We start from the raw sequence: 24,239 nt of genomic DNA, 5'->3' as shown, positions 1-24,239 counted from the left end.
CTCTCGCCGCAATGGGCGGCGGGAGGGTTTGGCGCGCCCGGCAGGACTCGAACCTGCAACTCCAAGCTTAGAAGGCTCGTGCTCTATCCAGTTGAACTACGGGCGCGCTCGGGCACGCGCATAGCGTGCTTTTCGCGGGGCACAAATCGCGATAACCCGTGCCGATGAGCGAAAAGGTGGCAGCGATCGAGGGGGAAGCCGCCGCGCCGCGGCACTTCCGCTATTACGACATCATCATGGCGGCATTCGTCGCCATCCTGCTGCTGTCGAACATCATCGGCGCTTCGAAGCCAAGCTACGTGACGCTGCCCGTGGTCGGCGAATGGTCGTTCGGCGCGGGCGTGCTGTTCTTTCCCATCAGCTACATCATTGGCGACATCCTGACCGAGGTATACGGCTACGCCCGCGCGCGCCGAGTGATCTGGACCGGGTTCGCAGCGCTTGCCTTCATGGCGTTCATGGCGTGGGTGGTGGTCAAGCTGCCGCCGGCCGCAGGCTGGCCCGGCCAGGAGGCCTACGAGTTCGTATTCGGCAATTCGTGGCGCATCGTGCTCGCGTCGATGACGGCGTTCTGGGTTGGCGAGTTCGCCAACAGTTTCGTGCTCGCGAAACTCAAGGTCTGGACCGAAGGCCGCCACCTGTGGCTGCGGACGATCGGATCGACTTTCGTCGGCCAGGGCCTCGACAGCCTGATCTTCTACCCGCTGGCGTTCTACGGCCTCGCCGGCTGGCCGCCCGAGCAGCTGATGATGGTGGTGGTTTCGCAATGGGCGATCAAGACCGCCTGGGAAGCGCTGCTCACCCCGGTCACGTACGTTGTCGTCGGCCGCCTCAAGCGTGCCGAAGGGGTCGAGGTGTTTGACCGCGACACGAACTTCTCGCCCTTCGGCAAGGCCGCATAGAAAAAGGGCCGGGAGTTTCCCCCCGGCCCCGTTTCTCGCTATGGCGGCGACCGCTCAGAACTTGGTGCGGACGGTCAGGCCGTAAGTCCGCGGCTCCTCGATGAAGCCGATCCGCGAACGCGCGCCGGCTGGACCACGGAGCGGCGTGTTTGCAGTGATGCCGCGAGTCACTTCATTCGAGATGTTGTTGACCCACGCTTCGATCGCGAACCGCTCGTTCGGCAGCGACAGGCCGAGACGGGCGTTCATCTTGATCGCCGCTTCCTGAATGTCGAACGGGATCGGCAGGCCGTTGGTATCGAGCGGGATGGTAGAGGTGCGGCGGCTGCTCGAGTAGTTGGCGTTGAACGCCGCGAGCAGGCCCAGCCCCGAATCGTTGATGGGGCCGTCATACGTCACGCCGAACACGCCAGAGAACTTGGGCGCGTTGGTCAGCGATGCGCCGCAAAGGCGAACGGCCGAGGGACGAACCGCAGGGTTCGTGATGCTGTCCGCGCAATCGCTCGGATACCGCGAATCGGCATACGTCAGCGCGAGGTTCAGGTTGATGTACGGATCGAGCCGCCCGAACAGTTCGAGTTCCGCACCGGTCGACTTGGCCTTGTCGACGTTGAACGTGATGAACTGGATTCCAGTGAATTCGAGCACCTGGAAGTCGGTGAGGTCCATATGGAACACCGCAAGGTTCGCCTTGATGCGGCCGTTGGCGAATTCGGTCTTGATACCCGCTTCGTAGGCATCGACCTTTTCCGACTTGAACCGCGGATCGCCCCCCGCGAACGTCGTCGCCGCCGCTGGATCGAGGTTGAAGCCGCCCGACTTAAAGCCGTGGCTGAGGCCTGCATACAGCAGGGTTCCCTGGTTGGTGTTGTAAGCGACCTGCGCAGTATAGGTCAGTTCGTTGTCCTTGAACCTCGTGTTGTATTCGCGCGGCAGGAACGAGAGCGGCGGGGTGGCGACCGAACTGGCAAGGGTAGTGCTGCCCGGCAGGGTCAGCGCGGTCGAAGTCGCAAACGGGAAGCACGTGGCGGCGAGGAAGTTTGCCTGGGTCGCCCCGAATGCAGCCGAACGCCCGGATGCGATCGCGTTGACCACCGCCTGGCACGCGTTCGATCGCGCGGCGATCTGGTCGAAGAAGCCGTCCTTGGTCTCGTCAACGTACCGCGCACCGAGCGTGACCGAGATATTGTCGGTCAGATCGAAGACGTTGTGCGTGAATACCGAGAAGCTCTCCGAATCCGCCCCGAACTGGTTGATCGCGTAATCGCCGGCAGCGTTGACCGCGGTGCCGCCGGTGATGGGAATGCCAGCCGCACCCGGGATGCCCGCGAGCGTACCGCCGGTACCCAGCCTGGTGACCTGAAGGAGCGGATTGGCCCCGAGGGCGCCGCCGAAGTTGAACGCGCTGACATAGGCCTGATAGGCCGATCCGAGCGTCATGGCCTGCGTCTCACGGATCTTCTCGTCCGAGTAGTAGGCGCCGATAAGCCAGTCGAGCTTGTCCGAGAAAGCCGAGCCCTGGAGCCGCAGCTCGTGCGTCATGGTCTTGATCGGGCCGCCGTTGCTCGGGAAGTTGGGTGTGCCCGTCAACGCACCGGTGTCGGCGCCGTTACCCGAGAAATAGACATTGAGATTGACGAACTCGGAGTCCTGATCTGACCGGGCGCGGAAATTGCGATAGCCGCCGATGTAGGTCAGCTTGGTGGAGCTTGCGATATCGTAGGTCACCTCTCCCGAGATGCCCCACTGCCTCTGCGAGTTGTTGAACGAAGACCCATTCGAATTGCGACGCTGCACTGCACCGGGCCCGAAGTCCTCCACGCCATCGCGCGGCAGTCCGTGCAGCGCAAAGAACGGCGCCAGCTCGGTTTCGCGGACGATCACCGCATCGCAGCAGTTCTCGCTCGCCTTCGAGTAGTCTCCGATGATGCGGACCGAGAGATCGGCGGTCGGCTCGTAAACGAGCTGGCCGCGCAGGATATAACGGTCGCGATTGAGGCTTTCTGCTCCCGTCGAGCTGGTCAGCAGCCCATCGCGCTTGCGATAGGCACCCGACAGGCGGACCCCGGCTACGCCCTCGGCGAGCGGAAGCGACACGCCGCCCTGGACATTAAAGAAGTCGAAATTGCCGTAGGTCGCGTTCGCGAAGCCTTCGATCCGGTTCAGGTTGGGGCGCCGGGTGGTGATGTTGAGGGCACCGGCCGAAGTGTTGCGCCCGAAGAGCGTGCCTTGCGGTCCGCGGAGGATTTCCAGCCGCTCGAGGTCCAGCAGGTCGCCCAGCGCCACGCCGGGCCGCGACTGGTAGACCCCGTCGATAAATACGCCGACCGAGCTTTCGAGGCCGGTGTTGTTGCCGGTAGTGCCGACACCGCGGATTTTGATCGAGGTGCCCTGCGTTTCGGTCTGCGACGACTGGATGTTAAAGCTCGGCGAGATTGACGACAGGGTCTTAATATCGACTACGCCTTGGCGCTCGAGGGTTTCGGGCGCTACCGCCGTCACCGCAAGCGGGATGTCCTGGACGTCGGCCTGACGAAGCGTCGCCGTAACGATGATGACGTCGGCATCGTCGTCCTGATCGGCGGTGTCCTGTGCGAATGCGGCGACCGGAAAAGCGGAAAAGCAGATTCCTGCGAGCAGAGCAGCCTTGGCTCTCATGTGTCCTCTCCTATCGATTGGGCCGTCTGAAGCGCGGCTCATATCATGGGCAAGGTAATGCAATTTCTCATGGGCTTGCAATGGCTATGCGCCATGGTCGGACGGCTGGGCCCCAGCGCAACAATCGTGCTGTTGGCCGCCAGCGTGCGAGAAGCGGTTTTACGCTACGGAATGGGTGGCCGCGCGCGCGTTGCACTTTGGCAACATCATTCGGCAATATCGCGGGTCAGGCTATCGAGGCGCTCTCGGCGATCGCGGTAATGCCGCGCTTGCCCTCTCCATCGCGGCCAAGCTGGACGATCACGTCGATCACGCCCGCGGCATAGGCGATGGTGTCGCTGCGCATGAGGCCGATGCCGGTCTGCATGACCATCAGCGCCAGCTGCTCGAGCGCGCCGCGCAGCGAGTTCGCGTGGATGGTCGAGAAGCTGCCGGGATGCCCGGTGTTGATCGCACGCAGGAAGCTGACGCTTTCGGCCCCGCGCAACTCGCCCAGCACGATCCGGTCTGGACGTAGGCGAAGCGCGGCTTGCAGCAACTCGTTCGCGGTGACTTTGGCCTCGCCCAGCTCGCCCTTGACCGCGACAAGGCCGACACCGTTCTCGCCGGGTAGGCGCAGTTCGGGCGTGTCCTCGACGAGGATAACCCGCTCACCGTGCGGTATTTCGCCGAGCATGGCGTTGAGAAATGTGGTCTTGCCCGTGCTGGTCCCGCCCGAGATGAGGATCGTGCGCCGCTGGCGTATCGCCTCGCGCAGGAAGGCGATCGGTTCGGCCTGCGCGTCGGGCATCGGCGCACGAACGTCCCCGCCGAGCGGGCCCGCGTCGTAGGCGTCGAGCGGCAGGTCGAGCCGGCGGTGGCGCCGGATCGCCATCGCCCAGTGCCTGCGCGCAGCCGGCGGGCCGCAGAACTGCACGCGCGCGCCGTCCGGCAGCGTCGCACCGAGCAGCGGGTGCTCGCGGTTGATGCCCTGGTGGCTGACCCGCGCGACCTGTTCGGCAAGGCGCTGGACAAGGCGGTCGTCGATCTCGGGGGCTTCGATCCGCTGCATGCCGGGATGGGCGGCATCCTCGATCCACACCTCGCCCGGCCGGTTGACGAGGATCTCGGTGATCGTGTCGACGTCGAGCCAGCGCTGGAAGGGCGCGAGATAGGCGTCGAGATACACGCTGCGCTCGGCAGACGACCCCGGCTGAAGCGGATGCACGTCTGCCGTCATCAACTCACTTCACCGCGGAGAAGTCGAGATCGCGCGCCGTGAAGACGCGGATCGGCTCACCGGCGCGGACCCGCACCGTCGGGGCGATCTGCCCGTCCTGCTGGAGCGCTGTCGAAGCCGCGCTGGTCCCGCCGCCGAGAACGACCGAGGCTCCGCCGGTGGCGAGACCGCCAATCACCGAGAGCAACATCGACGAGCCGAAGCGCTTGAAGAAGTGGCTGTTCACCTTGCCTTCGAGCCCCGTCGTCCCGTCGAAACCGACCGCTGGAGAGGCCAGGTTCACCGAAGCACCATCGGGCCGGATCAGCCGGGTCCAGATAACGTAGGCGCGCTTCTGCCCGCCTTGCAGTCCCGACTGGTATTGGCCGATCAGCCGGCTCGAGCGGGGCACGAGGATGCGCGTGCCATCGAAGCTCCGCACGTCCTGGCTCACCACCGCGCGGACATAGCCGGGGACGTCGGTGTTGATCGCGGTCTCGAGCACTGCCGGGATCAGCGTGCCTTGGGTCACCGTGGTTTGCGGATTGACCATGGCGCTTGCCTGAGCGGGTGCGCCGCCTACCCCGCCGACCCGGCTGGCGAAGTCGTTCGCACTGCCGCCGCCCGGCGTTGCCTGGCCGGGCGCGCCGGTGACCGCTTCGCCAAGACCGCCGCCAAGGTTGCTCGCGTCGAACACCACCGTTGGGTTGGAATAGGGATTGGCACGCACGCCCGGGACCTGCTGCACCGGCTGGGCATAGACCGGCTGCGGTGCCGGATCGGGGCGCGGCGCGACCGCCTGCTGCGGCGGCGCGACTGTGGTCACTGCCTGCGGCGGGACGACCGGGGCCGGTTGCACCGGTTGCGGAGCAGCGGCGACTTGTTGCTGGTCGGTCCGCGCCGCGTTCATGCTCCACAGGGTGATCGCGCCGATCAGGCCGATGACCGCTACGCCGGCCGCAAGCCCGAATCCGTCCGACTTGCCCTTGCGCTGGGTAACCGCGGGAAAGGCGTTGCGGCTGGCGAGATCGATGATCTCGGCGCTTTCCCCCTCGCGCGGGTCGCTGTCGGTAGCGGTGTCGCCCGGCTTCTTCGCGGGCAGTCGCATGGCGAGACGCATTATCGGTTCTCCCCTGAAATCGGCATGTCGGAACGGGCCAGTGCAGCCTGCGGGCTCGGCGGAGCAGCCTTGGCTGGGCCGCTGTTGATCAACGTCGCGGCGTCCTTGCCCGAACGCAGCACGATCTCGCGCGGGACCCCGTCGACGACGATCACGTCGCCGCGCACGGTGAAGTTGACCGGCCCTTCGGTACCCGCGGCATCTTTGATCAGGATCGCCGGAACCGGACTGCCCGCGGGCCAGGCGAGGAAGGTCGCGCTGCCATCGTCGTAGGTGCGCGCGGGAAGCAGCTTGCGATCGCCCTTGCCCTCCCAGGCGAAGTTGAGCTCGGCTGGGTCGGTCACCGCCTGCGGCTGGGTGATCGCGGCGATCTCGTCCTCGGTCGGAGCCCCGCTCTCGGCCATGCGAACGGCCGGCTTGGGCTCTTCAGGATAGGTGAACCGCAGGACGTAGAGCGGCTTGGCGCCGGCGCTCGCGACGAGATCGAACAGGTAGGTATGCCGGTCGGTGACGACGGTCATGTTGGTCGACGCGTTGGGCGCGAGCGGCTTCACGAACAGCAGGTTGGCCCGCTTGTTCGGCGTGACCTGCCACGCCTCGCTGTCGCCGATCGCCACGTTCTCGATATGCTCGTCCTCGCCGAACTGGATCGTCGCCTGGACCTTGGTGCGGCCTTCGATGCGGACGATCTTGCCGGCATCGTAGAAACGCTCGACGATCCGCGCATCCTGCGCAGAAGCGGCAACGGAAGTGGCAGCGAGTGCAAGCACGAGGCTGGCGCGGATCATTTCATTTTCTCCGAGAGACGCGGCGGCGGGGCCCGGAACCGACTGCCGACCCCCTTGGCGCGCGTGGTCCCCGGCATGGCGGATGCCGCCTGACCGGAACCTGAAGCGACGGTGTTGGTGATGACGCGGGTATCGCGGCTGCCTCCGCTTGCCGCGACGACGTCGTTGGCGGCGGGTGCGGTGGCGAATGCGGCGACCGGGATCCGGCGATCGCTTGCCGCGGACGATTGAGCGGAAGGGCTCGCGGCGGCCGCCGCCGACACCACGGTCGGCGCGGCACTCGCCCCGCTTTCGCCGCGGTCGCCCTTGTCGGGCACCAGGCCGAACACGCGCCAGCCGGCGACCATGGTCCCCGCGACCTTGAGCACCATGATCATCAGCGCGGCATGGACCGCGCCGACGACGAAGAAGGCCATCGCCGCCTGCGGATCGACCTGCCCCGGCGTGGCGACGAGCGCGGCCAGGATCGGGACTGCGAGTTCCAGCATCACGCTGCCCCCGAGAACCGCGAACAACGGAACGAGCGCCAGCATCACGAGGCCTTTGAGCCAGCCGGTGAACAGCCCGCGCGTGCCCGGAAACAGCGCCATGACCACGAAAACCGGCCCGATTGCCACCAGCACCGCAAGCCCGATGCGCGCCGTCACGAGCACGCCCACGGTGCCGAGCAGGAAAAGCATCGCACCGAGCCACATCATGCCCTCTGGCGAGAACGCCCCGATGTCCTTGCCCTCGGTCTGCGGGCTTGCCTGCTGGAGCGCCTGGAAGACGACGTCGATCTTCTGCGCGAAGACCTGCGTTGCACTTTCCCGGGCACCGGTGATGACGCCCGCGATCCAGTCGGGCCCGCCGACCGCGAGGTTCCATAAGAGCGTGCTGTAGGCGACCCAGCTCGTCACCAGCGTCAGCACCACGCCGATCGTCATCATCCGCGGGGTGAGCGAGCGGACCGAAAGGTTCGCCCGGCCGAGCAGCAGGTTGATGCCGAACCACGCCACGAACAGCGTCAGGAGGATCGTCAGCACCGTGACGAGCGCACCGCCCGGTGCGAAGAGGCGGCCGAACGCGGCCGCGGTGGTTTCGGCGGCGACGCAATCGACCGCCTGCAGCGCCGCGGCGACGCCGTTGCCGACGCCCTTTGCGGCCTGATCGCAGGCCGCGCTCATTCGGCGGCGAGGCGGAAGGGCACTTCGCCCCCGCCTCCCCCGATCGGCGCCTCGTCGATGGTCGAACCGCCGGGCCAGGCATGGCCGGTGAGCGGCGGGAACCAGTCTGCAGGGTTGTCGCCCACCGCCTCGCGCAGCAGGTCGAGCCTCCGGACCGTGCTTTCCCTGCCCGAAAGCACCGCGAGCACCTCGGGCGCGCCCGACAGGTCGAGCCGCACGACGACGCTGGCGTCCGGCTGGCGGATCAGGAACGCCCGGCTATGCGCCGGGAGGGAGCGAATCAGCGCGAGTTCGTGCTGGGTCAGGCCGAACCCGTCGCAGTAGTCTTCGGCCCGGGCGCGGGCATTGGGCATGAAGATCATCGTCGCGGTCTGCTCGACGAGCGCAGTCGCGATGCGGCTTTCGAGCGCGTCACGCGCCGACTGCGTCGCGAAGCCGACGAGCGCATTGCGCTTGCGCAGCGTTTTCAGCCAGTCGCGGATGCGCGCGGCGAAGACCTCGTCGTCGAGCGCTTTCCAGCCCTCGTCGATCAGGAGCATCGTCGGCTTTCCGTCGAGCCGCTCCTCGATCCGGTGGAACAGGTACATCATCGTCGGCGTGCGCAGACGCGGGCTTTCGAGCAGCGCGGTCATGTCGAAGCCGAGCACGCGCTGCGACAGGTCTAGCCGGTCGTGGTCGTTGTCGAACAGCCAGCTGTGCTCGCCGCCCGAAATCCACGCCGAGAGCCGGTCGGCAAGGTCGCCCGGCTGCGGCCGCTTCGCCCCCGACAAAAGCTCGCGGAAATGCCTGAGGCGGCGCAGCGACGCGTCGTTGGCATAGGCCGCGTCGACCGCGCCCGCGATGGTCGCCAATTCCTCCGGCCCTTCGGCCTTGAGCAGCACGGCGAGCCATTCGCGCAGGAACGCGCGGTTGCCCGGCGTATCGGGCAGGGCGAGCGGGTTGAACCCGGTCGGCTCTCCGCTGGCGATCCGGTCGTACCGTCCGCCGATTCCGCGGATGAAGAGTTCAGCACCCCGGTCCTTGTCGAAAAGGATCGTCCTGGGGCTGAATTTCTGCGCCTGCGCGGCGAGGAAATTCATCACCACGGTCTTGCCGCTGCCCGATGGGCCGATGACGGTGAAGTTGCCGAGATCGCCGGTGTGGAAGTTGAAGAAGAACGGCGTCTGGCTGGTGGTCTGCAGCAGCGTGACCGCTTCGCCCCAGTGGTTCCCGTCGGCCTGACCCAAGGCCATGCCATGGAACGAGCCGAAGCTGGCCATGTTGGCGCTCGAGATCATCGCGCGGCGGGCGATATAGGCCTCGTTGCCGGGGAACTGTGCCCAGAACGCGGGTTCGAGATTGGTATCCTCGCGCACGACGATCGCGCCGGTATCGGCGAGCGCCGCGGCACAGGCCGCGGTCGCTTCGTCGAGCGAGGGCAAGCTGCGCTCGCGCACCAGCACGGTCAGGTGATGGTCGCCAAAGCCGACCGCGCCGTTCCCGAGGGCATCGCGAGCGGCGAGCATGTCGTGCCGCTCGGCCATCGCTTCCTCGTCGGCCGACTTGAGGCGTCGGATCGCGAGGTCCATCCGCTCGCGCGCCGTCGTGCGTTCGGACGGAGCGTAGCTTTCGCTGACGACCATCTCGAACGGCTGACGCAGCAGCGCATCGAGCAGACCCGGGCTGGTCGCTTCGGGATAATCCTTGAGGCTGAGAAGCGCGGCGAAATCGGGTTCGCCCGAACCGCGCAGCTCCATCGCGTCGAGCCCGAAGCTCGCGCGGCGATACGGCAGCATCTGCCCGATGTCGGTTTCGTCCGCGGGGCGGCGGACCGGGCGCATTTCGCCGTTGTAGAGCGCCGACAGAAGCTCGAGGATCTCGTTGTTGGTCGCCCCACTCGGCCCTTCGTAATCGTCGAGCAGCGCCGCGCCGTAGGCTTGCAGCGAAGCGACGAGTCCGGTCGCGGCGGCTTTGAGGGCACGCACGTCCCTGGGATCGGCCTCGACCTCGCGCTGGCCTTTCCGGCTCCACATCCTGGATGCCTTTTCGGCCAGGCCGGCCTTGCCGCGTGCCGGCCGGCGGATGAGCGTGACGAACTGGTCATTCACGAACAGCGAGCCGCCGGCCAGCCGCTCCTTCCAGCGCCGGTCGATGTGCGCGGTCAGCGGATCGGGGAACTCGGCCTCGAGCTCGATCTGCACCCGGCGGCGGATGACGTGATGGTAGAGCACGAAGCGCGCATCGAGCGTCGAACGCAGCATCACCTCACGGGTGGCGGCATGGTGATTGAGTGCGTCCGAATCCTCGGTTTCGAACAGCAGGCCGGGCACCTGCAGCGCGGTCATCACGCTGCCGTCGCGCAGCAGGACGGTGTTCCCGTCGATCAGCTTCGCATAAGGCAGCCGATCGCCCGCGCGCGCTTCCTTCGCGCTCCAGGCGGCGGCGCCGATCCATTTGCTCATCGCCGTCTCCTTCTCGTCAGGCGGCGTAACTGTTGCAGCCCCAGCGCTTCCAGTTCGGAACGCGGGGACATTTGCTGACCTTGGTCAGCCACAGGTCGAAGATACGCGGTTCGCGCAGGCAGGCGAAGTAGCCGATGCCGTGGAACACCAGCGCGGCGGGCAGCGCCCACCAGCTGCCGGTGATCAGGAACAGTTCCGTCGTCAGCGCGAAGTTGATGATGAAATAGTTGTAGGTCACCCCCGCGAACATCTGCGGGCGGGTGAGCGCGCGATGGACGGGATGGCGCACGAGTTCCATCGCTCAGGTCCCGGCCGCCGCGCCCTGGATGCCGGCGACGATGCTCGCCGATCCGAACAGGATGAACACGCCGATGATCACGGTCGCGCCGAAACGCCAGTTGAGCCTACCCGTCAGCATCATGAACCCTACCGCGGCGACCGCCATCACAGCGACGGCCGTGGCGACGTTGCCAAGCAGCGTGCCTTGCAACCACGACAGCGCCGCGACGATGGGGCCCGACCCTTGCGGGTCCTGCGCGAAGGCGGCGCTCGAAACGGCGAGCAGTGAAACGGGAAGAAAACGTACGAAACGAAGCATGGATCAGTTGGGCTTTCGTGAGTGGTCGGACAGGCGGCCCATTATGGCGGCCACATACCCTTGAGTTTCGCGGATGCGCGGGATGCCGCCGGCGGCGATGACCCGCCCCGGACCCGCGTTGTAGGCGGCGAGCGCCTTTTCGATGTCGCCGTCGAAGCGGTCCATCTGCTCGCGCAGGTAACGCGCCCCGCCTTCGAGATTGGCGAACGGATCGTCCGGATTGACGCCGAGGTACCGCGCGGTGCCGGGCATCAGTTGTGCGAGCCCGCGGGCGCCCACCGGCGAGCGGGCCGCGGCATTCCAGCGGCTTTCCTGCCAGACCACCGCCTCGATCAGGGTCGGACTGAGATCGAAGCGGCGTGCGAGTTCGGCGACCTTGGCGGCATAGAGCGCCGGCACGATTCCCGACTGCGCCGCAGCGTCGGCGACAGCGGACGGCGGCACGGCGAAATCGGCGGACAGTTCGACAAGTCCCGGGTCCTCGGCGGCCTCGACTGGCGCCGGCGCGACCGCGAGAGCGCCGGAAATCCAGCGCGGACCCGTCGGCCCGATCTCCATCACGTCGGCATGCGCGGGAGCCGCGGCGCACAAGAGCGCAATCGCCGTCCCAATGCCCGCGCGGGCAAGAATCATCGCACAACCCTCCGTCCGGGTCCCCGTGCCTACACTAAATGACAGGCGGGTGACAGATTCCTGAACCGGGATCGTTAAACCATCAGCAAAAAATCAGCCCGCCGGCGCGAACCGGCGGGCCGACAAGCCCCATTGGGGAAAGGGAAAATCAGCGGCGGGCGGTGCGGGTCGCGCTCGCCGAGCCCAATGCGCCACGATCGAGCGCGGCCAGCGCCTTCAGCGCGAGCGAACGACTGTCGACCCAGGTGCCGCTCGCGGTTTCGAGCTCGTAACGCTGGGTCATCGCGGCAGCGCGCTGAAACAGGCGCCGGGCTTCGGCTTCGTCCCCGCGCCGGGCATGCGCCACACCAAGATTGATCAGACCTGCGGGATGGCCCTCTGCCTCCGCGCCGGTGGTTTCGAGCCGAGCGATCGCCTCTCCGTTGCGCCCGGCGGACAGCTGGTCAAAGGCCACGTCGACCTGCTCCACCTGCGGGACCGGCGCGATCACGAGGATCGAGGTTGCAAGCATCAACGACATCATTCTCTCTCCCGGCTCTCAATGGCCACGGGGATCATAATCATCGCCGTCGCGGGCAATTGCAACATATCTGAAACATTGTCACTGACTTGTAATATTTCCCTCCGCTCAACGAGGTCCACCTCGCGCCGGAGAACACCCACGGTGCAACTGCGTAATATTGTTGCTTCGTCGTAAATGTAATATTCTCGTCAAATATCAGTCATGTCGCAAACCTGACGAGTTTGCAAAGAAACTGTCACCTCCCCCGACTAGTCCGCGAGTCGAGGCGATCGAGTATCGCCCGTTTCCGCGACATGAGGGGAATTCAATCGTGCAGAAGTTTCAGGGCCTCGTCCTTGCAGGATGCAGTGCGCTCGCGTTGACTGCTTGTGGTGCCGACGACGTCGTCGCGCCCGGCGGGCCGATCATCGTCAATCCGGCACCCGCACCGACCCCGACGCCGACGAGCGTTCCGGGCGGGTCGGTCACCGCGGCAGCCTCATGCACCCCGGGCACGACCGACGGCGGCACAGTCGCGCTGCAGAACAGCCGCGGCACCGTTCGCAATTGCGTCGTGCCCAGCCTGATTTCGGGCACGCTCACCCTCAGCGGGCGCCGCGCCGACGGCATCATGTACTCGATGAGCGGCCGCACCGACGTGGGCCGTGACGTCGACCTGACGGGCGGTGCGGCAGCGACGCTCAACGTCCTGCCCGGCGTGACGGTTTTCGCCGCCACGCGCGAGACCACCCTGGTCGTCAACCGCGGATCGCGCCTGAACGCCGACGGCACCCAGGCCCAGCCGATCATCTTCACCGCGCTCGCCAACCTGACAGGCGCGGGGCTGACCGAAGCGACCGACAACCTGTGGGGCGGACTGATCATCAACGGCCGGGCACCGGTATCGGACTGCGATCCGACCGTTTCGACCTCGACCACCGGCGGCGCCGCAGGCTGCTGGCGCAAGGCCGAAGGCGTGGCCCAGGACACCCTGTTCGGCGGCAATGTCGCCAACGACAGCTCGGGCACGCTCCGCTACGTCCAGGTGAACTTCACCGGGGTCGGCTCGGGCGGCAGCGAGATCCAGGGCATCACCACGGGCGGCGTCGGCTCGGGCACTGTCATGAGCTACCTGCAAATCCATAACAGCCTCGACGATGGTATCGAATCGTTCGGCGGCACGCAGAACATGGATCACCTGGTGATGACCGGCATAGCCGACGATTCACTTGATACCGACAACGGCTACATCGGCTCCGTGCAGTTCCTGTTCGCTGCCCGGCGCGCCAACGGCACGGTCGGCGACAGCATCGGCGGCCAGAACATGCTCGAGATCGACAGCTCGGCGGCGAACGACGCCAGCCCGCGCCAGTACCTCAAGCTCGCCAACTTCACCCTGCTCCAGACCACTCCGAACGAGCCCGCGATCCGGCTGCGTGGCGGTGCAGACATCGACTTCGTCAACGGCATCGTAGTCGCCCGGGTCGGCGGCACGCAGGGCTGTCTCGACGTCGACAACGCCGAGACCGTGCAGGCTGCAGGCACCTACAACGGCACCGCTGACCGCGGCCCGCCGCGGTTCCTCTCGGTCGTGTTCGACTGTCAGGTTCTGATCGATGCCGACAGCGACACGTTCGAGGAAACCGCGCTGAGCAACGCGGCCAACTCCAATGTGACCCGCGCGTTCACGAACACGCTCCAGTTCCTGACCGGATCGAGCGTCGGTCGGATTGCCAACGGCAGCAACGAATCGGCGGTGGTCGCTGCGACGGGCCTCGGCTCGATCAGCAGCTTCTTCCAGCAGGTTAACTACATCGGCGCCTTCAGCGGTCCGAGCGACACCTGGACGCGCGACTGGACCTGCAACAGCGACGTAGCCGACCTGCGCGGCGCGCTCGCCTGCACCGACATTCGCGTTTTCTGATCGACACCTGTCGGACGGGGAGGCGGCGCGACGGGCGCTTCCTCCCCGTCCATCCATACCCGGGGGAACCCACAATGCGCCGCCTGCGACCCTACGCCGCCGCTCTCCTCGCGGGGACCGGCCTTGTCGCCGCGCCTGCCCTTGCGCAGGCCCAGCCCCAGCCGCTTCCGACCGCCGGCGAGCAAGTCGCCGAGCCTGCCCCCGAGCCGGCCCCAGAACCGATAGAGGCCGACGAGCAGGTCGAGGAGGAAGTCGAGATCTCCGCTCCCGGCTCCGAAGGCGCCGAGATCGTCGTCACCGGACGCTTCATCCCCGAACCGGTGCGCAACACCGCGCAAGTGGTGAGCGTCCTGTCGGCGGGCGAAATCGCCCGTACCGGCGACGGAGACATCGCGGGCGCACTGGTGCGGGTGACCGGACTTTCGGTCAACACCAACGGCTTCGTCTATGTCCGTGGTCTGGGCGATCGCTACAGCCTCGCGCTGTTGAATGGACTGGCCCTGCCCTCGCCCGAGCCGCTGCGCCGCGTCGTCCCGCTGGATATCTTCCCCACCAGCATCGTCTCAAGTGCGGTCGTCCAGAAAAGCTACTCGGTCAATTATCCGGGCGAATACGGCGGTGGTGCTATCAACCTCACCACCGCTTCGCTCCCCGACGATAACTACCTGACCCTCGGCGTCGGTATCAGCGGCGACAGCGAAACAACCGCCCAGCTCGGCTACACCTATTATGGCAGCAAGCGCGACGTCTTCGGCTTCGACGACGGCACCCGCGACTTGCCGGGCGCGCTGCGCGATAATGACGGCGCCCTGGTCGATGCCGGAGTCCTCGAGAACGAGGATACGCTCATCCTCCAGCGCAACCGGCAAATCCCGGCCAATTTCAGCGCTTCGCTCGCCGCGGGCTACGGCACCGACTTCGGCGACACCCGGTTCGGCGCGATTGCCAGCGCCAGCTTCTCGAATGGCTGGAAGACACGCGGCGCGACGCAGCAGACCGCCACCGCCGGATCGCTGGTCAACAGCAGCTACGGCGTGCGGACCGAGAACAAGATCCAGGCGAGCGGCCTTCTCGCTCTCGGCCTCGACCTGCCGCAGGGCCACAAGGTGCGCCTGACGAACGTGTTCATCCGCGACACGTCCAAGGTGGCCCGGGTGCGCGGCGCTTTCGAGAACATCCAGACGCCGTTCGAGGATCTCGAGGACGACCGGCTTTCCGGCCCCTACGATTCGCTCAATTACGAAAGCAGTTACGTCCAGCGCCAGCTGTTCACTTCGCAGGCGGTCGGCGAGTTCGAGTTCGGCGCGATCGAACTGGACCTGCGTGGCAGCTATTCGAAATCGGACCGCGATTCCCCATACGAGCGCACCACACAGTATCGCTACGTCGGCAGCACCGGCGGTTACGCGGTAAGGCTTGGGGTGCCCACGGGGGTCATTTTCAGCGCGCTCGACGAGACCGTCTGGGCCGGCGGCGCCGATATCGGGTACGATCTCACCGGCATCGTCAATGGCAAGCTGTCGGCCGGATACGCCTACAGCGACACGGCGCGAACGTTCCAGAGCCTGAACTTCGTCTATGACGACGGCGGCGCGCCGATCGCCGGCACGGGCCAGTCGTACCTGCCGATCTACCTCCTGCTCAGCCCGGAGCTCATCGACTTCGAGGACATCACGCTACGCCAGGTGAACCGGGCGTACGGCCAGGCGCAGTATGGGGGCGACCTCACCGTCCACGGTGCGTACGTCCGCGCCGACGTCGAGGTGGCGACCGGCCTGCGGCTGGAAGCGGGCGTTCGCTACGAGGACGCCGAGCAGTTGCTCACCCTGCCGGACCTCTATGGGAACAATCCCGCGGGAGCGGGCAACGCTGCGGTCATAACCAAGGCCAATGATTACTGGCTCCCCGCAGCCACCGCGACGTGGAATTTCGCCGAGGACTTCCAGTTCCGACTCCACGGATCGAAGACGATCGCCCGCCCGCAGTTTCGCGAGCTGGGCACCATCCCCGTCCTCGACGTCGAGTCTGACCGCGTCCTCGCCGGCAATCCGTTCCTGACCGACAGCGTGCTGTGGAATGCGGAGACCCGCGTCGAATGGTATCCCGCGCGGGGCGAACGGGTGTCGCTTGCGGGGTTCTTCAAGTCGCTCGACGCGCCGATCGAAACGATCGCCACAATCGACGCCGCGGGGACGCTCCAGGTAACCAATGCGAACGCGCCCAAGGCCACGCTCTACGGCGTCGAGGCCGAAGTCGTGAAGTACATCGGGCTCGAAGGTCTGGGCGATGCACTGGCACCCTATCGCATTGCGCTGTCGGCCAACTATACCTGGAGCAAGTCGAAGCTGAAGGTCGGGGCGGGCGACACGACCGTGCTGTTTCCCGGAAACATCGACAGCCCGCTGATCGCTCCTGCGACGCAGGTATTCACCGACGGCAGCCCGTTGACGGGCCAGTCGGAGCACCTCGCGAACTTCCAGTTCGGCATCGAGAACACCGACCGCCTCGAACAGCTCACGTTCCTGCTCACCTACGCGAGCGAGCGGGTCACTTCGCGCGGTGCGAACACCGGCGGGGTGCTCGATCCGGACATTATCGAACGGCCCGGGTTCAACCTCGACATCGTCGCCCGTCAGGGCTTCGAATGGCCGGGCTTCGGCGAGATGGAGTTGAAGTTCGAGGCGCGCAACGTCCTGGGACGCGGGCACATCGAGTTCCAGGACTACGGGACCGGTCGCGCAGCGATCAACAACTACGACATCGGCACGACGTTCGCCGCCTCGCTCAGCGCGAAATTCTAGCCCACCGGCTCAGAAGAGCATCGACAAGCGGGTCGCTCCATCACGGAGCGGCCCGCTTTTCGACTTGGCGTCAGGGAAGATCCAGCACGTAGCCGAGCGAGCGCACGGTGCGCAGCGGATTGCCCGCGCCCGCAGCCTTGAGTGCGCGGCGCAGGCGGCCGATCCACACGTCGACCGTGCGCGCATCGATCGCCGGCTCCTGCTTGCCGAGCCCGGCGATGAGCTGTTCGCGCGTCATGACCCGGTTGGGGTTCTCCGCGAAATAGAGCAGCAGGCGAAACTCGTTGGGCGGAAGCACGAGAGGGGTACCACTCCAGCGCGCCTGGAGCGCCGCCATGTCGATGGTCAGATCGCCGACCTCGAAACGCTGGCCGATGCTGCGCTGCTGTTGCAGTGGATCGACCGCTATGACCCGGTCGAGCACCGCCGTCCGGTCGACGGGGCCCAGCATGTAATCGTCGGCGCCAGCCTTCAACGCACGCCTACGATCCTCGGGGTCGTCTTCCTCCAGGACCATGGTGATGTGGGCTTCGCTCGTGCGCGGATCGGAGCGTAGGCGGCGGCACATCTCGAGCCCCGCAAGCTCGGGCAGCACCCAGTCGACGAACGCCCAGACCGGACCCTCTACCAGCCGTTGCGGTCCTTCGCCGCCGATGCGGGCAAAAGTGTAGCGGCGCCCGGCGTGGACGAAATCGTCCATCGTCTCGGCGCTGCTGTCGGTGAGGAAAATATTGACCACGTCCATCCATGCCCCCGGCCTGTCGGGATGGAATGGCGGGCTGATGTGACGCGCGCGTGACTAATGTTACGGCGCGGCGATTTCCCTGGCGGGTTCGCGAAGCTGGCGGTTGTAGAACCAGCCGATGCCGATAAGGCTGAAGCCCAGCGCCATGAACGAGCCGACCCGCGCCAGCCCCTCGAGCCCGGCGGCGTCGACCAGGAACACCTTGAGCACCGCGATCACCATCGCCGCGAGCGAACCGATGCGCCAGGTCCGCCCGCCGCCGCGCGAACCCCACAGGAGGAACCCGATCGCGAGCACGATACCGGCGAGCGAGCGAAGCAGGTCCTCCGTGGGCCCGACGGCCGTGGCGGTGAGGATCGAACCTGCGAACGCCTGTCGCAGCTGCGACAGCGCGAAGAGGGCAAGCAGCGCCATCGTCGCACCATCGGCTGTCCAGCGCAGCCACGGCGGATCGTCCGGCAACCGGCGTCGCAGCAGGACCAGCCCCGCAAGCCCGGCGCCGTACATCGGCACGAGGGCATTGGCGATCGGCAACGGGCCGACCGCTTGATTCGCCCACAGCGGGTTGTGGAGGATCACGGCGAACCAGCCGAAATGCGCGAGGGCCGCCAGCGCGAGAGCGAGCGCCACCCGGTTCAGCCCGCGCGCCATGGTCAGACATGCCGCTGCGAGCAGCAAACCCTCCCACCCGGCACGCTCGATGACCCCGGTCGCCGCGAAGTCGGTCCCCGCAATCCCGGCGAACACATGGCGGTACGCGATGTGGACGGAGACGAGCAGCCCCGCGACCGCGACTGCTTCCAGCACGCGGCGGGTTGTATCGGTCGGTCCGGCAAGCAGTCGCCATGCGCTCGCCGCCGCGACGACAGGCAATAGCGATTGCGCCATCGCGCGCAGGGTTGGCAGGTCGATCGCCATCACGGCGCTCCCCGCAAGGCCATAGAGGCCTTCCTCCAGCCAGTCGTTGAGCGGAATTAGCGCCCATGCACCTGCCAGCGCCGCCAGGGTGGCGAGCGCTCCGGCAAGCCCCCTCCCTCGCCAGGCCAGCACGATTACGGCCAGTGCGGCGATCCAGGCCAGGGCGGCATCCGGTGCCAACTGGGCGACGGCGTCGTAGGCGACAAGCGCAGCGACGCCTTGCGCAAGCCAGGCCCAACGATGGTCGGCTCCCTCGGCGCGCCGTGCGAGCGATGCCCCCAGAGCAGCGATGGCGGCCACGGCCAGCAATGCCAGGGCCAACAATGGCTCCACCGCATCGCCAAGCCCCAAGGCGAAGCGGCCGTGGATGACACCCGCCAGTCCGAGCGCGACACCGGCAGCCTGTGCCACGTCGATCTCGCGCCCATGTCCGCGCCATAGCTGCGCCAGCGGGACCAGCGCGAAGATCGCCGCCAGCCCGGTCGCCACAAGCGCGAACTCGCCCGCCGGGGGCGTCGGCCAGACCGCCAGCAGGACAATCCCGACTGCCGCCGCGACGGCATTCGCCTCCCGCATCGCCGGTTCGCGCCAACCGAACCATGCGAGGGCGCCACCGAGCAGCAGGTAGAGCCCCCATTCAAGGCCGCCGAAGCCGCCCTGTTCGACCAGCACCGCGATCTGGAATGCCGCGAGTCCGGCCGTGCCCACCCGTACGAGCCAGTGCGGACGCCCGCCGCCTCCGGCGAGCGCGGGCAGGATTGCCCCGAGCATTACGAGATAGGCGCCCAGGATCGCGGCATCTGCCGTCTCGCTCGCAGCACCTCCGGCGAGCAGGAGCGCACCCCAGCCGAGCCCGCCCGCCAGCGCCGCCACGCCGAGCCACGCGCGGTCTTGGCGCCGCCCGGTAAACGCGAGGCCCGCGGTCACCAGCGCGAGGTAAAGCGTAAGCAGCGGCAGGTTCGCATCTTCGCTGCCGACCAGCACGGGTGCGGCAAATCCGCCGACCAGCGCGAGAACCGCGCTCGGCAAGCCGAACCGGAACGACAGCCCGATCGCCGCGGCGGTCACCGCGGCCAGCCCGAGAAACGCGAAGGTCGATCCGATCAGCCCGTAAGTGCTCCCGGCAAGGTAGAAAGCCGCGTAGAGTGTCGCGAGCCCGGCACCGGCGAGCGCCTGCGCGACCCGCGGATCGGCGACCCGTTCACGCCATCGGAACGCCACTTCCGCCCCCGCGACAAGCGCGACCCCGAACAGGCCCGCGAGCAGAACCCGCACCGCCGGAGTCAGCAGCCCGGCATCGATCGACCACCGCACGAGGAAGAACCCGGCCACCGCCAGCGTGACACCGCCCGCCCAAATCGGCAGCATCCGACCGAAGAGGTCTTCGAAATCGAAGCTCGGCAGCGCAAGTCGAGATTCCGGAGGCTTGGCTTCCACTGCGGCAACCGGATCGGCGACCTGCGATTGCTCTGGCTCCCAGACCTTGCTGGCCGGTCGCGCACTCGCTGCGATGGGGGCCGCAGGGGCGATGTCGAACGGAAGGACGGACTGTTCGGCAAGGCGCCGTTCGAGGCTGCTTACGCGCCGCCAGAGGACGACCGTCGCCACGATCAGCGCAATGACGACGAATTCCATCACAGCGCCAGCCTCGACCGTCGAGCGCGTTTTTTCAAGCTGCGCCGGAACCGAATGCACATTCCAAACGATAGGAACGGGACATGGTGGACGATGTCGCAAAGTATCCGCTCACGGGCCGGTTCCTCATGGGCCGTTCGCGCCATGCGTTGGGCGAGCGGGAGAAAGAGCTGCTTGAATTGTCGATCGAGCAGGTGATTGCCTACGATCGACCGACCCGTATCCTCGCACGCGGCGCGCTAGCCGACCGATCGACCATGCTCATCGAAGGCTTCATCCTGCGCACGATCGAGGAGAACAACCGGCGCTACGTCGTCGGCATCCAGGTACCGGGGGACTTCGTCGACCTCCACGCCTACGCACTGAAGCGCCTCGACCACGACGTCGTCACCATCGGTCCGGCGAAAGTGGGTCACGTCTCACATGACCGGATCGGGCACATCCACCAGACGGTGCCGCACCTCTCCCGGCTGTTCTGGTTTTCCACCTTGCTCGACGCGGCCATCCACCGCCAGTGGACCTTGAAGCTCGAGCAGCTCAAGGCCAGTCGCCGCGTCGCGCACCGGATCGCGGAGATCTGGACGCGGCTCGAGATGGTCGGGCTGGGCCGGCCGTCCGGATTTCGCTCCCCGCTGACCCAGACAGACCTCGCCGACATGTGCGGGACGACGCCGATCCACATGAACCGCGCCCTCGCCGAAATGCGCCGCGAGGAGGTGATGGAATTCCGCCGCGGCCTCGTGGTCGTGCGCGATCGGGCCAAGCTGGAGCGATACGGGGATTTCGACCCTGCCTATCTCTATGGCGATGGCCCGCTTCACGTCGAACACGAGCTCGACGACGTCGTCTGACCCGCGTCAGCCGTGCGCGCCGAACAGGTTGGCGATCGCCACCGAAACCCGCAGCGAGAGCGCATGGGCGGCCTCGATCGGTTCGATGTAGTCGCGGTGTATTGCGGCGTATCCTTCGCCTTCGCCGTCCGGGTAGTCGCCCGGCTCGTCGACCGCGAAGTCGCTCGCCCGCGCCACCTGCACGGGATAGGCGCGGCGCAACTGCGCCAATGCATCGTCGATGCGCAGCGTGAACACCATTTCCAGCACATCGTCGCGGCTGATGTCGTTGGCGCGGCTGAACGCGGGGATGCTCACCGCCTTCAGGAACATGTGCTGGAGCAATGCGAGGCGGAGCGCCTGGAGCACGCCGATCTCGCGCCGCACCTGCTCCCGCGTCGCGAGGGGGCTGTCGTCGGGCACGAGGTCGAGCAATCGGTGCAGCTTGAGCGCATCGACCCTGAGGCGCGACGCGAGGCGCCGGAAGACGCCGTTACGATCGTCCTTGGTCAGGTATTCGGCAAGCGCCGCGCAGGCCGGCGCGAGGTGCTCTTCGGTACCGCGATAGGTGCGGCTGGCCCAATAGGCCGAGTTAAAGAGCTCGCCATACGCAGCCACGGTCTTGATGCTGGCGAGCGAGTTCGCTGCCCGCAGCAGCCGTACGATCTGCCGCCCGCGGGGACTTTCGCGCAGCAAGCCCGCCATTTCGTCGAGGTTGCCGTCAGCCGCGCTGCCGACCCCGGCGATCACGTTCACCGGATAACCGAGCTGCTGCAGGATCGCGTTGTGCGGGATCGCCCGGATCTGCCGCAAGCTCATGTCGCGGTCGGCGGCGAGGTCCGACTGGCGGCGTGACTTGCGGCTCCCGGTCTCGACCAGCATCCCCAGCCCGAACGCGGTGATCGCGCGGCTGTAGGTGCGACTCTCGAGATGTTCGCGCTGGTGCTCCTTGATCGCGCGGTAGAAATCGAGGCTGAGGTCGGTGCGGCGATAGAACTCGTCGGTCGGCGCTTGCGCGTCGGTTTCGGCGGGTCGCAACGCTGCGATCCGGGTGAGCGTGGCCAATGCGAGCTCGGGAGTCGCGAAGAACAGGTACCCATCGCCTCCCTGGAAGCTGACCTCAGGCTCGAGCACGATTCCGGCGCGCACGAAGCGACGCCGGGCCCAGGGCGACAGCGGCCATTCAAGACGGTCAGAGAGGCTCGAGGGATGCGCGCCGCGACCCATGCTTTCGCCGTGGGTGTCGAAGATCAGCGCGGCGACATCGGTCAGGCCGTTGGCCTCCATCGCGCCCGCCAGGCGGCCCTGCAATCGCTCGATCGCGAGGCTCGCGGGGATCTGTCCGACGAACCGTCCGGCGTCGGAGAAGCCGGTCTGCACCGCGACCCGTCCGCGCCCGCGGGCGTAGGCCTGATAGGCCGGCTCGGCGAGCAAGGCGTCGAGCAGGCGGCCACCGTGTTCCAGCGCGCTCTCGGTCTCGAACAGCGGCGAGACGTCGACCTTGTCCTCGATCCCGAAAAGCCGGGCGAAATAGAGCGCCGCCAGCACCGTCGCAGGCTGCTCGCATTCGGCAATCAGCATGCGGATCGGCGCATCGGCGTCCACGTGATGGAGTATCTGCGCCATCGCCAGGAACTGGCGGATGGCGGTCGAGCTCTCGACCGCGAGCGCAGCGAAATTCGCGCGCAGCGGTTTCACTTCCGCCAGCATCGCGCGCAGCGTCGCAAGGGCACCGCGGCTGCCGATGTCGATCTCCTGCCCCTCGGGCAGCCGGCGGCGGAAGGCGTTGTGGAGCTGGCTGGCGTTCACGCGGAAGTGGATCCAGCCCATCCCCAGCCCGTCGGCGCGCATTGCCGCGGCAAGGGTACGCAAGCCGACCGCGATGTCTCCGGTCGCTTCGGCTTCGAGCCTCTCGACGATGGGGGTCAGCGAGAGGAGCTTGTCCGGATCGTCAGCCGTCAGCTCGTTGGCCGCGGCGACGAGCGCCTGCGGGTCCGAAAGATCCTGGGTGAAGGCCGCGGCATGCCGGGCCGCATGGGCGGCGGCACTGCGCAGCGTTCCGACGAGCTCGTGATCGGTTACGATCTGCGCCAGTCTGTCCGCATACCGATCAAGCCGCCGGGCCTTTTCGGCGAGGCGATAGGCGATCGAGGTGTACCACTTGATGTCGGTGCGCCCGTCCATGTCGTAGCCGACCCACGTCGCAAAGCGGAACGGCAGGGGGGCGAACTCGGTCCAGCGATCGGGCCATTTCGCTCTCGCCCGCGAAAGCAGGTCGCCGACGATCGCGTCACGGGCGTCCTGGGCATGGGCGATCGCACGCAATGCCCGTTCGTGTTCGTAGTCGAGGGTTATCGCAGGCCGCTCGGCGGGGACCGCGCAAACCGTCTCATCGACGCCGCCGGGACCGCTTGCGGCCTGCGCCACCGCATCGGACTGCGCCGGCGCAAGCAGGAACGTCGGGTGCGCAGTGAACACCGCGTGGAGCTGCGGATGCGACCAGCGGGCGGCGAAGGCGTCGAAATCGGCGTTCTCGCCGACCAGGCTCGCGAGCGTTTCCCGGGCCTTGCCGGGTTCGACGAGGCATTGCAGCCGCGCGGCCCGGCTTTTGAGGCCGGAGCATTCCAGTTCCGCCAGGATAGACCCGAGGCCGCCCAGCGTGAGCACACCGCCCTCCAGCTCGCGCGACAGGTCGAGCGACAGCTGGAAGACCGGGTTGAACAACGGCGTGTCGGCGGTCTGCCGATGGTGGGCCTGAAGGCGCTCGACGAGATCGGTGACGGTTTTCATCGGCCGAGCGATGCCGCCTCGCGAGCAAGGGCTTCGACAATCGCCCGATCCGGCGCGCCCTTCGGCGACACCCAGCTACCCCCGACGCACAGAACCGGCTCGAACGCGAGCCATTCGGGCGCCGTATCGAGACCGATGCCTCCCGTCGGACAGAAGCGACACTGACCGAAGGGGGCGGCGAGCGCCTTCAATGCTGGGAGTCCGCCCGCGGCCATGGCCGGGAAGAACTTGAAGTGGGTGAGGCCCAGATCGAGCCCGCGCATGATGTCGCCCGCATTGGCGATGCCGGGCAAGAAGGGGATCTCGGCTGCGATCGCCGCGCAGCCGAGCGGCTCGGTCAGGCCCGGCGACACGATGAATTCGCTTCCCGCGTTGATCGCCTCGTCGAGCTGGCGGGGGTTGGTCACCGTGCCGGCGCCGACTATCGCCCCTTCGACCTGCTTCATCTCCCGGATCGCATCGAGTGCCGCTGGGGTCCGCATGGTCACTTCGAGCACCGGCAGGCCGCCCGCGACCAGTGCATCGGCAAGCGGGACGGCGTGGGCGAGGTCGTCGATCACGATCACCGGGATCACCGGCGCAGTGCGCAT

Annotated in this window: 18 protein-coding genes and 1 tRNA gene; 4 read left to right on the top strand and 15 right to left on the bottom strand. The window is 67.0% G+C overall.

Annotated elements, in window-relative coordinates:
- Positions 1-29: 29 nt before the first annotated feature.
- Positions 30-106, bottom strand: a tRNA-Arg gene (locus A6F68_RS04965).
- A gap of 58 nt (positions 107-164) precedes the next feature.
- On the opposite strand from A6F68_RS04965, the gene A6F68_RS04960 reads away from it, so the two are divergent.
- Positions 165-902 carry a queuosine precursor transporter gene (locus tag A6F68_RS04960; protein ID WP_067677007.1) on the top strand — a complete coding sequence of 246 codons (738 nt, stop codon included), beginning with the start codon at positions 165-167 and terminating at the stop codon, positions 900-902.
- Between the two features lie 54 nt (positions 903-956).
- Here the strand turns inward: A6F68_RS04960 and A6F68_RS04955 are convergent, their stop codons facing one another.
- The 10 genes from A6F68_RS04955 to A6F68_RS04910 form a co-directional block, all read right to left on the bottom strand.
- Positions 957-3,560 carry a TonB-dependent receptor gene (locus A6F68_RS04955; RefSeq protein ID WP_067677005.1) on the bottom strand — a complete coding sequence of 868 codons (2,604 nt, stop codon included), beginning with the start codon at positions 3,558-3,560 and terminating at the stop codon, positions 957-959.
- A gap of 226 nt (positions 3,561-3,786) precedes the next feature.
- Complete coding sequence (gene virB11, locus A6F68_RS04950; RefSeq protein WP_067677003.1) at positions 3,787-4,779, bottom strand: P-type DNA transfer ATPase VirB11; 993 nt, start codon at positions 4,777-4,779, stop codon at positions 3,787-3,789.
- A 4-nt stretch (positions 4,780-4,783) separates the two neighbouring features.
- The gene (locus tag A6F68_RS04945) at positions 4,784-5,878 is read right to left on the bottom strand and encodes a TrbI/VirB10 family protein (RefSeq protein ID WP_232308200.1); all 1,095 of its coding nucleotides are present in this window, start codon (positions 5,876-5,878) and stop codon (positions 4,784-4,786) included.
- Positions 5,878-6,666, bottom strand: coding sequence for a TrbG/VirB9 family P-type conjugative transfer protein (locus tag A6F68_RS04940; protein ID WP_067677002.1), 789 nt, complete (start codon positions 6,664-6,666; stop codon positions 5,878-5,880). The genes A6F68_RS04945 and A6F68_RS04940 overlap by 1 nt, the downstream gene beginning before the upstream one ends.
- Positions 6,663-7,832 carry a TrbL/VirB6 family protein gene (locus A6F68_RS04935; protein ID WP_067677000.1) on the bottom strand — a complete coding sequence of 390 codons (1,170 nt, stop codon included), beginning with the start codon at positions 7,830-7,832 and terminating at the stop codon, positions 6,663-6,665. Before A6F68_RS04935 ends, A6F68_RS04940 begins: the two co-directional genes overlap by 4 nt.
- A complete protein-coding gene (locus tag A6F68_RS04930) occupies positions 7,829-10,273 on the bottom strand; it encodes a VirB4 family type IV secretion/conjugal transfer ATPase (RefSeq protein WP_067676997.1) in 2,445 nt (814 codons plus the stop codon). Before A6F68_RS04930 ends, A6F68_RS04935 begins: the two co-directional genes overlap by 4 nt.
- Before the next feature lie 16 nt (positions 10,274-10,289).
- A complete protein-coding gene (locus A6F68_RS04925; protein ID WP_067676995.1) occupies positions 10,290-10,571 on the bottom strand; it encodes a VirB3 family type IV secretion system protein in 282 nt (93 codons plus the stop codon).
- A 3-nt stretch (positions 10,572-10,574) separates the two neighbouring features.
- The gene (locus A6F68_RS04920) at positions 10,575-10,871 is read right to left on the bottom strand and encodes a TrbC/VirB2 family type IV secretion system protein (RefSeq protein ID WP_067676992.1); all 297 of its coding nucleotides are present in this window, start codon (positions 10,869-10,871) and stop codon (positions 10,575-10,577) included.
- Positions 10,872-10,874: 3 nt separating this feature from the next.
- Complete coding sequence (locus A6F68_RS04915) at positions 10,875-11,504, bottom strand: lytic transglycosylase domain-containing protein (protein WP_067676990.1); 630 nt, start codon at positions 11,502-11,504, stop codon at positions 10,875-10,877.
- A 148-nt stretch (positions 11,505-11,652) separates the two neighbouring features.
- On the bottom strand, positions 11,653-12,027 hold the full coding sequence (locus tag A6F68_RS04910) for a hypothetical protein (protein ID WP_198152681.1): 375 nt from the start codon (positions 12,025-12,027) through the stop codon (positions 11,653-11,655).
- A gap of 310 nt (positions 12,028-12,337) precedes the next feature.
- Here A6F68_RS04910 and A6F68_RS04905 point away from each other — a divergent pair, with 310 nt between their 5' ends.
- Positions 12,338-13,930: a hypothetical protein gene (locus tag A6F68_RS04905; RefSeq protein WP_067676986.1), complete on the top strand. Its 1,593-nt coding sequence runs from the start codon at positions 12,338-12,340 to the stop codon at positions 13,928-13,930.
- 74 nt (positions 13,931-14,004) lie between these two features.
- On the top strand, positions 14,005-16,731 hold the full coding sequence (locus A6F68_RS04900) for a TonB-dependent receptor domain-containing protein (RefSeq protein WP_067676984.1): 2,727 nt from the start codon (positions 14,005-14,007) through the stop codon (positions 16,729-16,731).
- Between the two features lie 70 nt (positions 16,732-16,801).
- Here the strand turns inward: A6F68_RS04900 and A6F68_RS04895 are convergent, their stop codons facing one another.
- Both A6F68_RS04895 and A6F68_RS04890 read right to left on the bottom strand, forming a co-directional pair.
- On the bottom strand, positions 16,802-17,476 hold the full coding sequence (locus A6F68_RS04895; RefSeq protein WP_067676982.1) for a response regulator transcription factor: 675 nt from the start codon (positions 17,474-17,476) through the stop codon (positions 16,802-16,804).
- A gap of 60 nt (positions 17,477-17,536) precedes the next feature.
- On the bottom strand, positions 17,537-20,089 hold the full coding sequence (locus tag A6F68_RS04890; RefSeq protein ID WP_198152680.1) for a DUF2339 domain-containing protein: 2,553 nt from the start codon (positions 20,087-20,089) through the stop codon (positions 17,537-17,539).
- A gap of 23 nt (positions 20,090-20,112) precedes the next feature.
- On the opposite strand from A6F68_RS04890, the gene A6F68_RS04885 reads away from it, so the two are divergent.
- The gene (locus A6F68_RS04885; protein ID WP_067676976.1) at positions 20,113-20,880 is read left to right on the top strand and encodes a Crp/Fnr family transcriptional regulator; all 768 of its coding nucleotides are present in this window, start codon (positions 20,113-20,115) and stop codon (positions 20,878-20,880) included.
- 6 nt (positions 20,881-20,886) lie between these two features.
- Here the strand turns inward: A6F68_RS04885 and A6F68_RS04880 are convergent, their stop codons facing one another.
- Positions 20,887-23,649, bottom strand: coding sequence for a phosphoenolpyruvate carboxylase (locus tag A6F68_RS04880; protein WP_067676975.1), 2,763 nt, complete (start codon positions 23,647-23,649; stop codon positions 20,887-20,889).
- Positions 23,646-24,239 carry a bifunctional 4-hydroxy-2-oxoglutarate aldolase/2-dehydro-3-deoxy-phosphogluconate aldolase gene (gene eda / locus A6F68_RS04875; protein WP_067682082.1) on the bottom strand — a complete coding sequence of 198 codons (594 nt, stop codon included), beginning with the start codon at positions 24,237-24,239 and terminating at the stop codon, positions 23,646-23,648. Before eda ends, A6F68_RS04880 begins: the two co-directional genes overlap by 4 nt.

The sequence above is a fragment of the Tsuneonella dongtanensis genome (assembly GCF_001698205.1).
GTDB lineage: Bacteria > Pseudomonadota > Alphaproteobacteria > Sphingomonadales > Sphingomonadaceae > Tsuneonella > Tsuneonella dongtanensis.
This window is presented reverse-complemented; position numbering and strand designations above follow the sequence as displayed.

What these genes read in the sequence shown, in the direction of transcription:
- A6F68_RS04960 (WP_067677007.1), top strand. Translation starts at nt 165, where the DNA reads ATGAGCGAAAAGGTGGCAGCGATCGAGGGGGAAGCCGCCGCGCCGCGG.
- A6F68_RS04955 (WP_067677005.1), bottom strand. Translation starts at nt 3,560, where the DNA reads ATGAGAGCCAAGGCTGCTCTGCTCGCAGGAATCTGCTTTTCCGCTTTT.
- virB11 (WP_067677003.1), bottom strand. Translation starts at nt 4,779, where the DNA reads ATGACGGCAGACGTGCATCCGCTTCAGCCGGGGTCGTCTGCCGAGCGC.
- A6F68_RS04945 (WP_232308200.1), bottom strand. Translation starts at nt 5,878, where the DNA reads ATGCGTCTCGCCATGCGACTGCCCGCGAAGAAGCCGGGCGACACCGCT.
- A6F68_RS04940 (WP_067677002.1), bottom strand. Translation starts at nt 6,666, where the DNA reads ATGATCCGCGCCAGCCTCGTGCTTGCACTCGCTGCCACTTCCGTTGCC.
- A6F68_RS04935 (WP_067677000.1), bottom strand. Translation starts at nt 7,832, where the DNA reads ATGAGCGCGGCCTGCGATCAGGCCGCAAAGGGCGTCGGCAACGGCGTC.
- A6F68_RS04930 (WP_067676997.1), bottom strand. Translation starts at nt 10,273, where the DNA reads ATGAGCAAATGGATCGGCGCCGCCGCCTGGAGCGCGAAGGAAGCGCGC.
- A6F68_RS04925 (WP_067676995.1), bottom strand. Translation starts at nt 10,571, where the DNA reads ATGGAACTCGTGCGCCATCCCGTCCATCGCGCGCTCACCCGCCCGCAG.
- A6F68_RS04920 (WP_067676992.1), bottom strand. Translation starts at nt 10,871, where the DNA reads ATGCTTCGTTTCGTACGTTTTCTTCCCGTTTCACTGCTCGCCGTTTCG.
- A6F68_RS04915 (WP_067676990.1), bottom strand. Translation starts at nt 11,504, where the DNA reads ATGATTCTTGCCCGCGCGGGCATTGGGACGGCGATTGCGCTCTTGTGC.
- A6F68_RS04910 (WP_198152681.1), bottom strand. Translation starts at nt 12,027, where the DNA reads ATGATGTCGTTGATGCTTGCAACCTCGATCCTCGTGATCGCGCCGGTC.
- A6F68_RS04900 (WP_067676984.1), top strand. Translation starts at nt 14,005, where the DNA reads ATGCGCCGCCTGCGACCCTACGCCGCCGCTCTCCTCGCGGGGACCGGC.
- A6F68_RS04895 (WP_067676982.1), bottom strand. Translation starts at nt 17,476, where the DNA reads ATGGACGTGGTCAATATTTTCCTCACCGACAGCAGCGCCGAGACGATG.
- A6F68_RS04885 (WP_067676976.1), top strand. Translation starts at nt 20,113, where the DNA reads ATGGTGGACGATGTCGCAAAGTATCCGCTCACGGGCCGGTTCCTCATG.
- A6F68_RS04880 (WP_067676975.1), bottom strand. Translation starts at nt 23,649, where the DNA reads ATGAAAACCGTCACCGATCTCGTCGAGCGCCTTCAGGCCCACCATCGG.
- eda (WP_067682082.1), bottom strand. Translation starts at nt 24,239, where the DNA reads ATGCGCACTGCGCCGGTGATCCCGGTGATCGTGATCGACGACCTCGCC.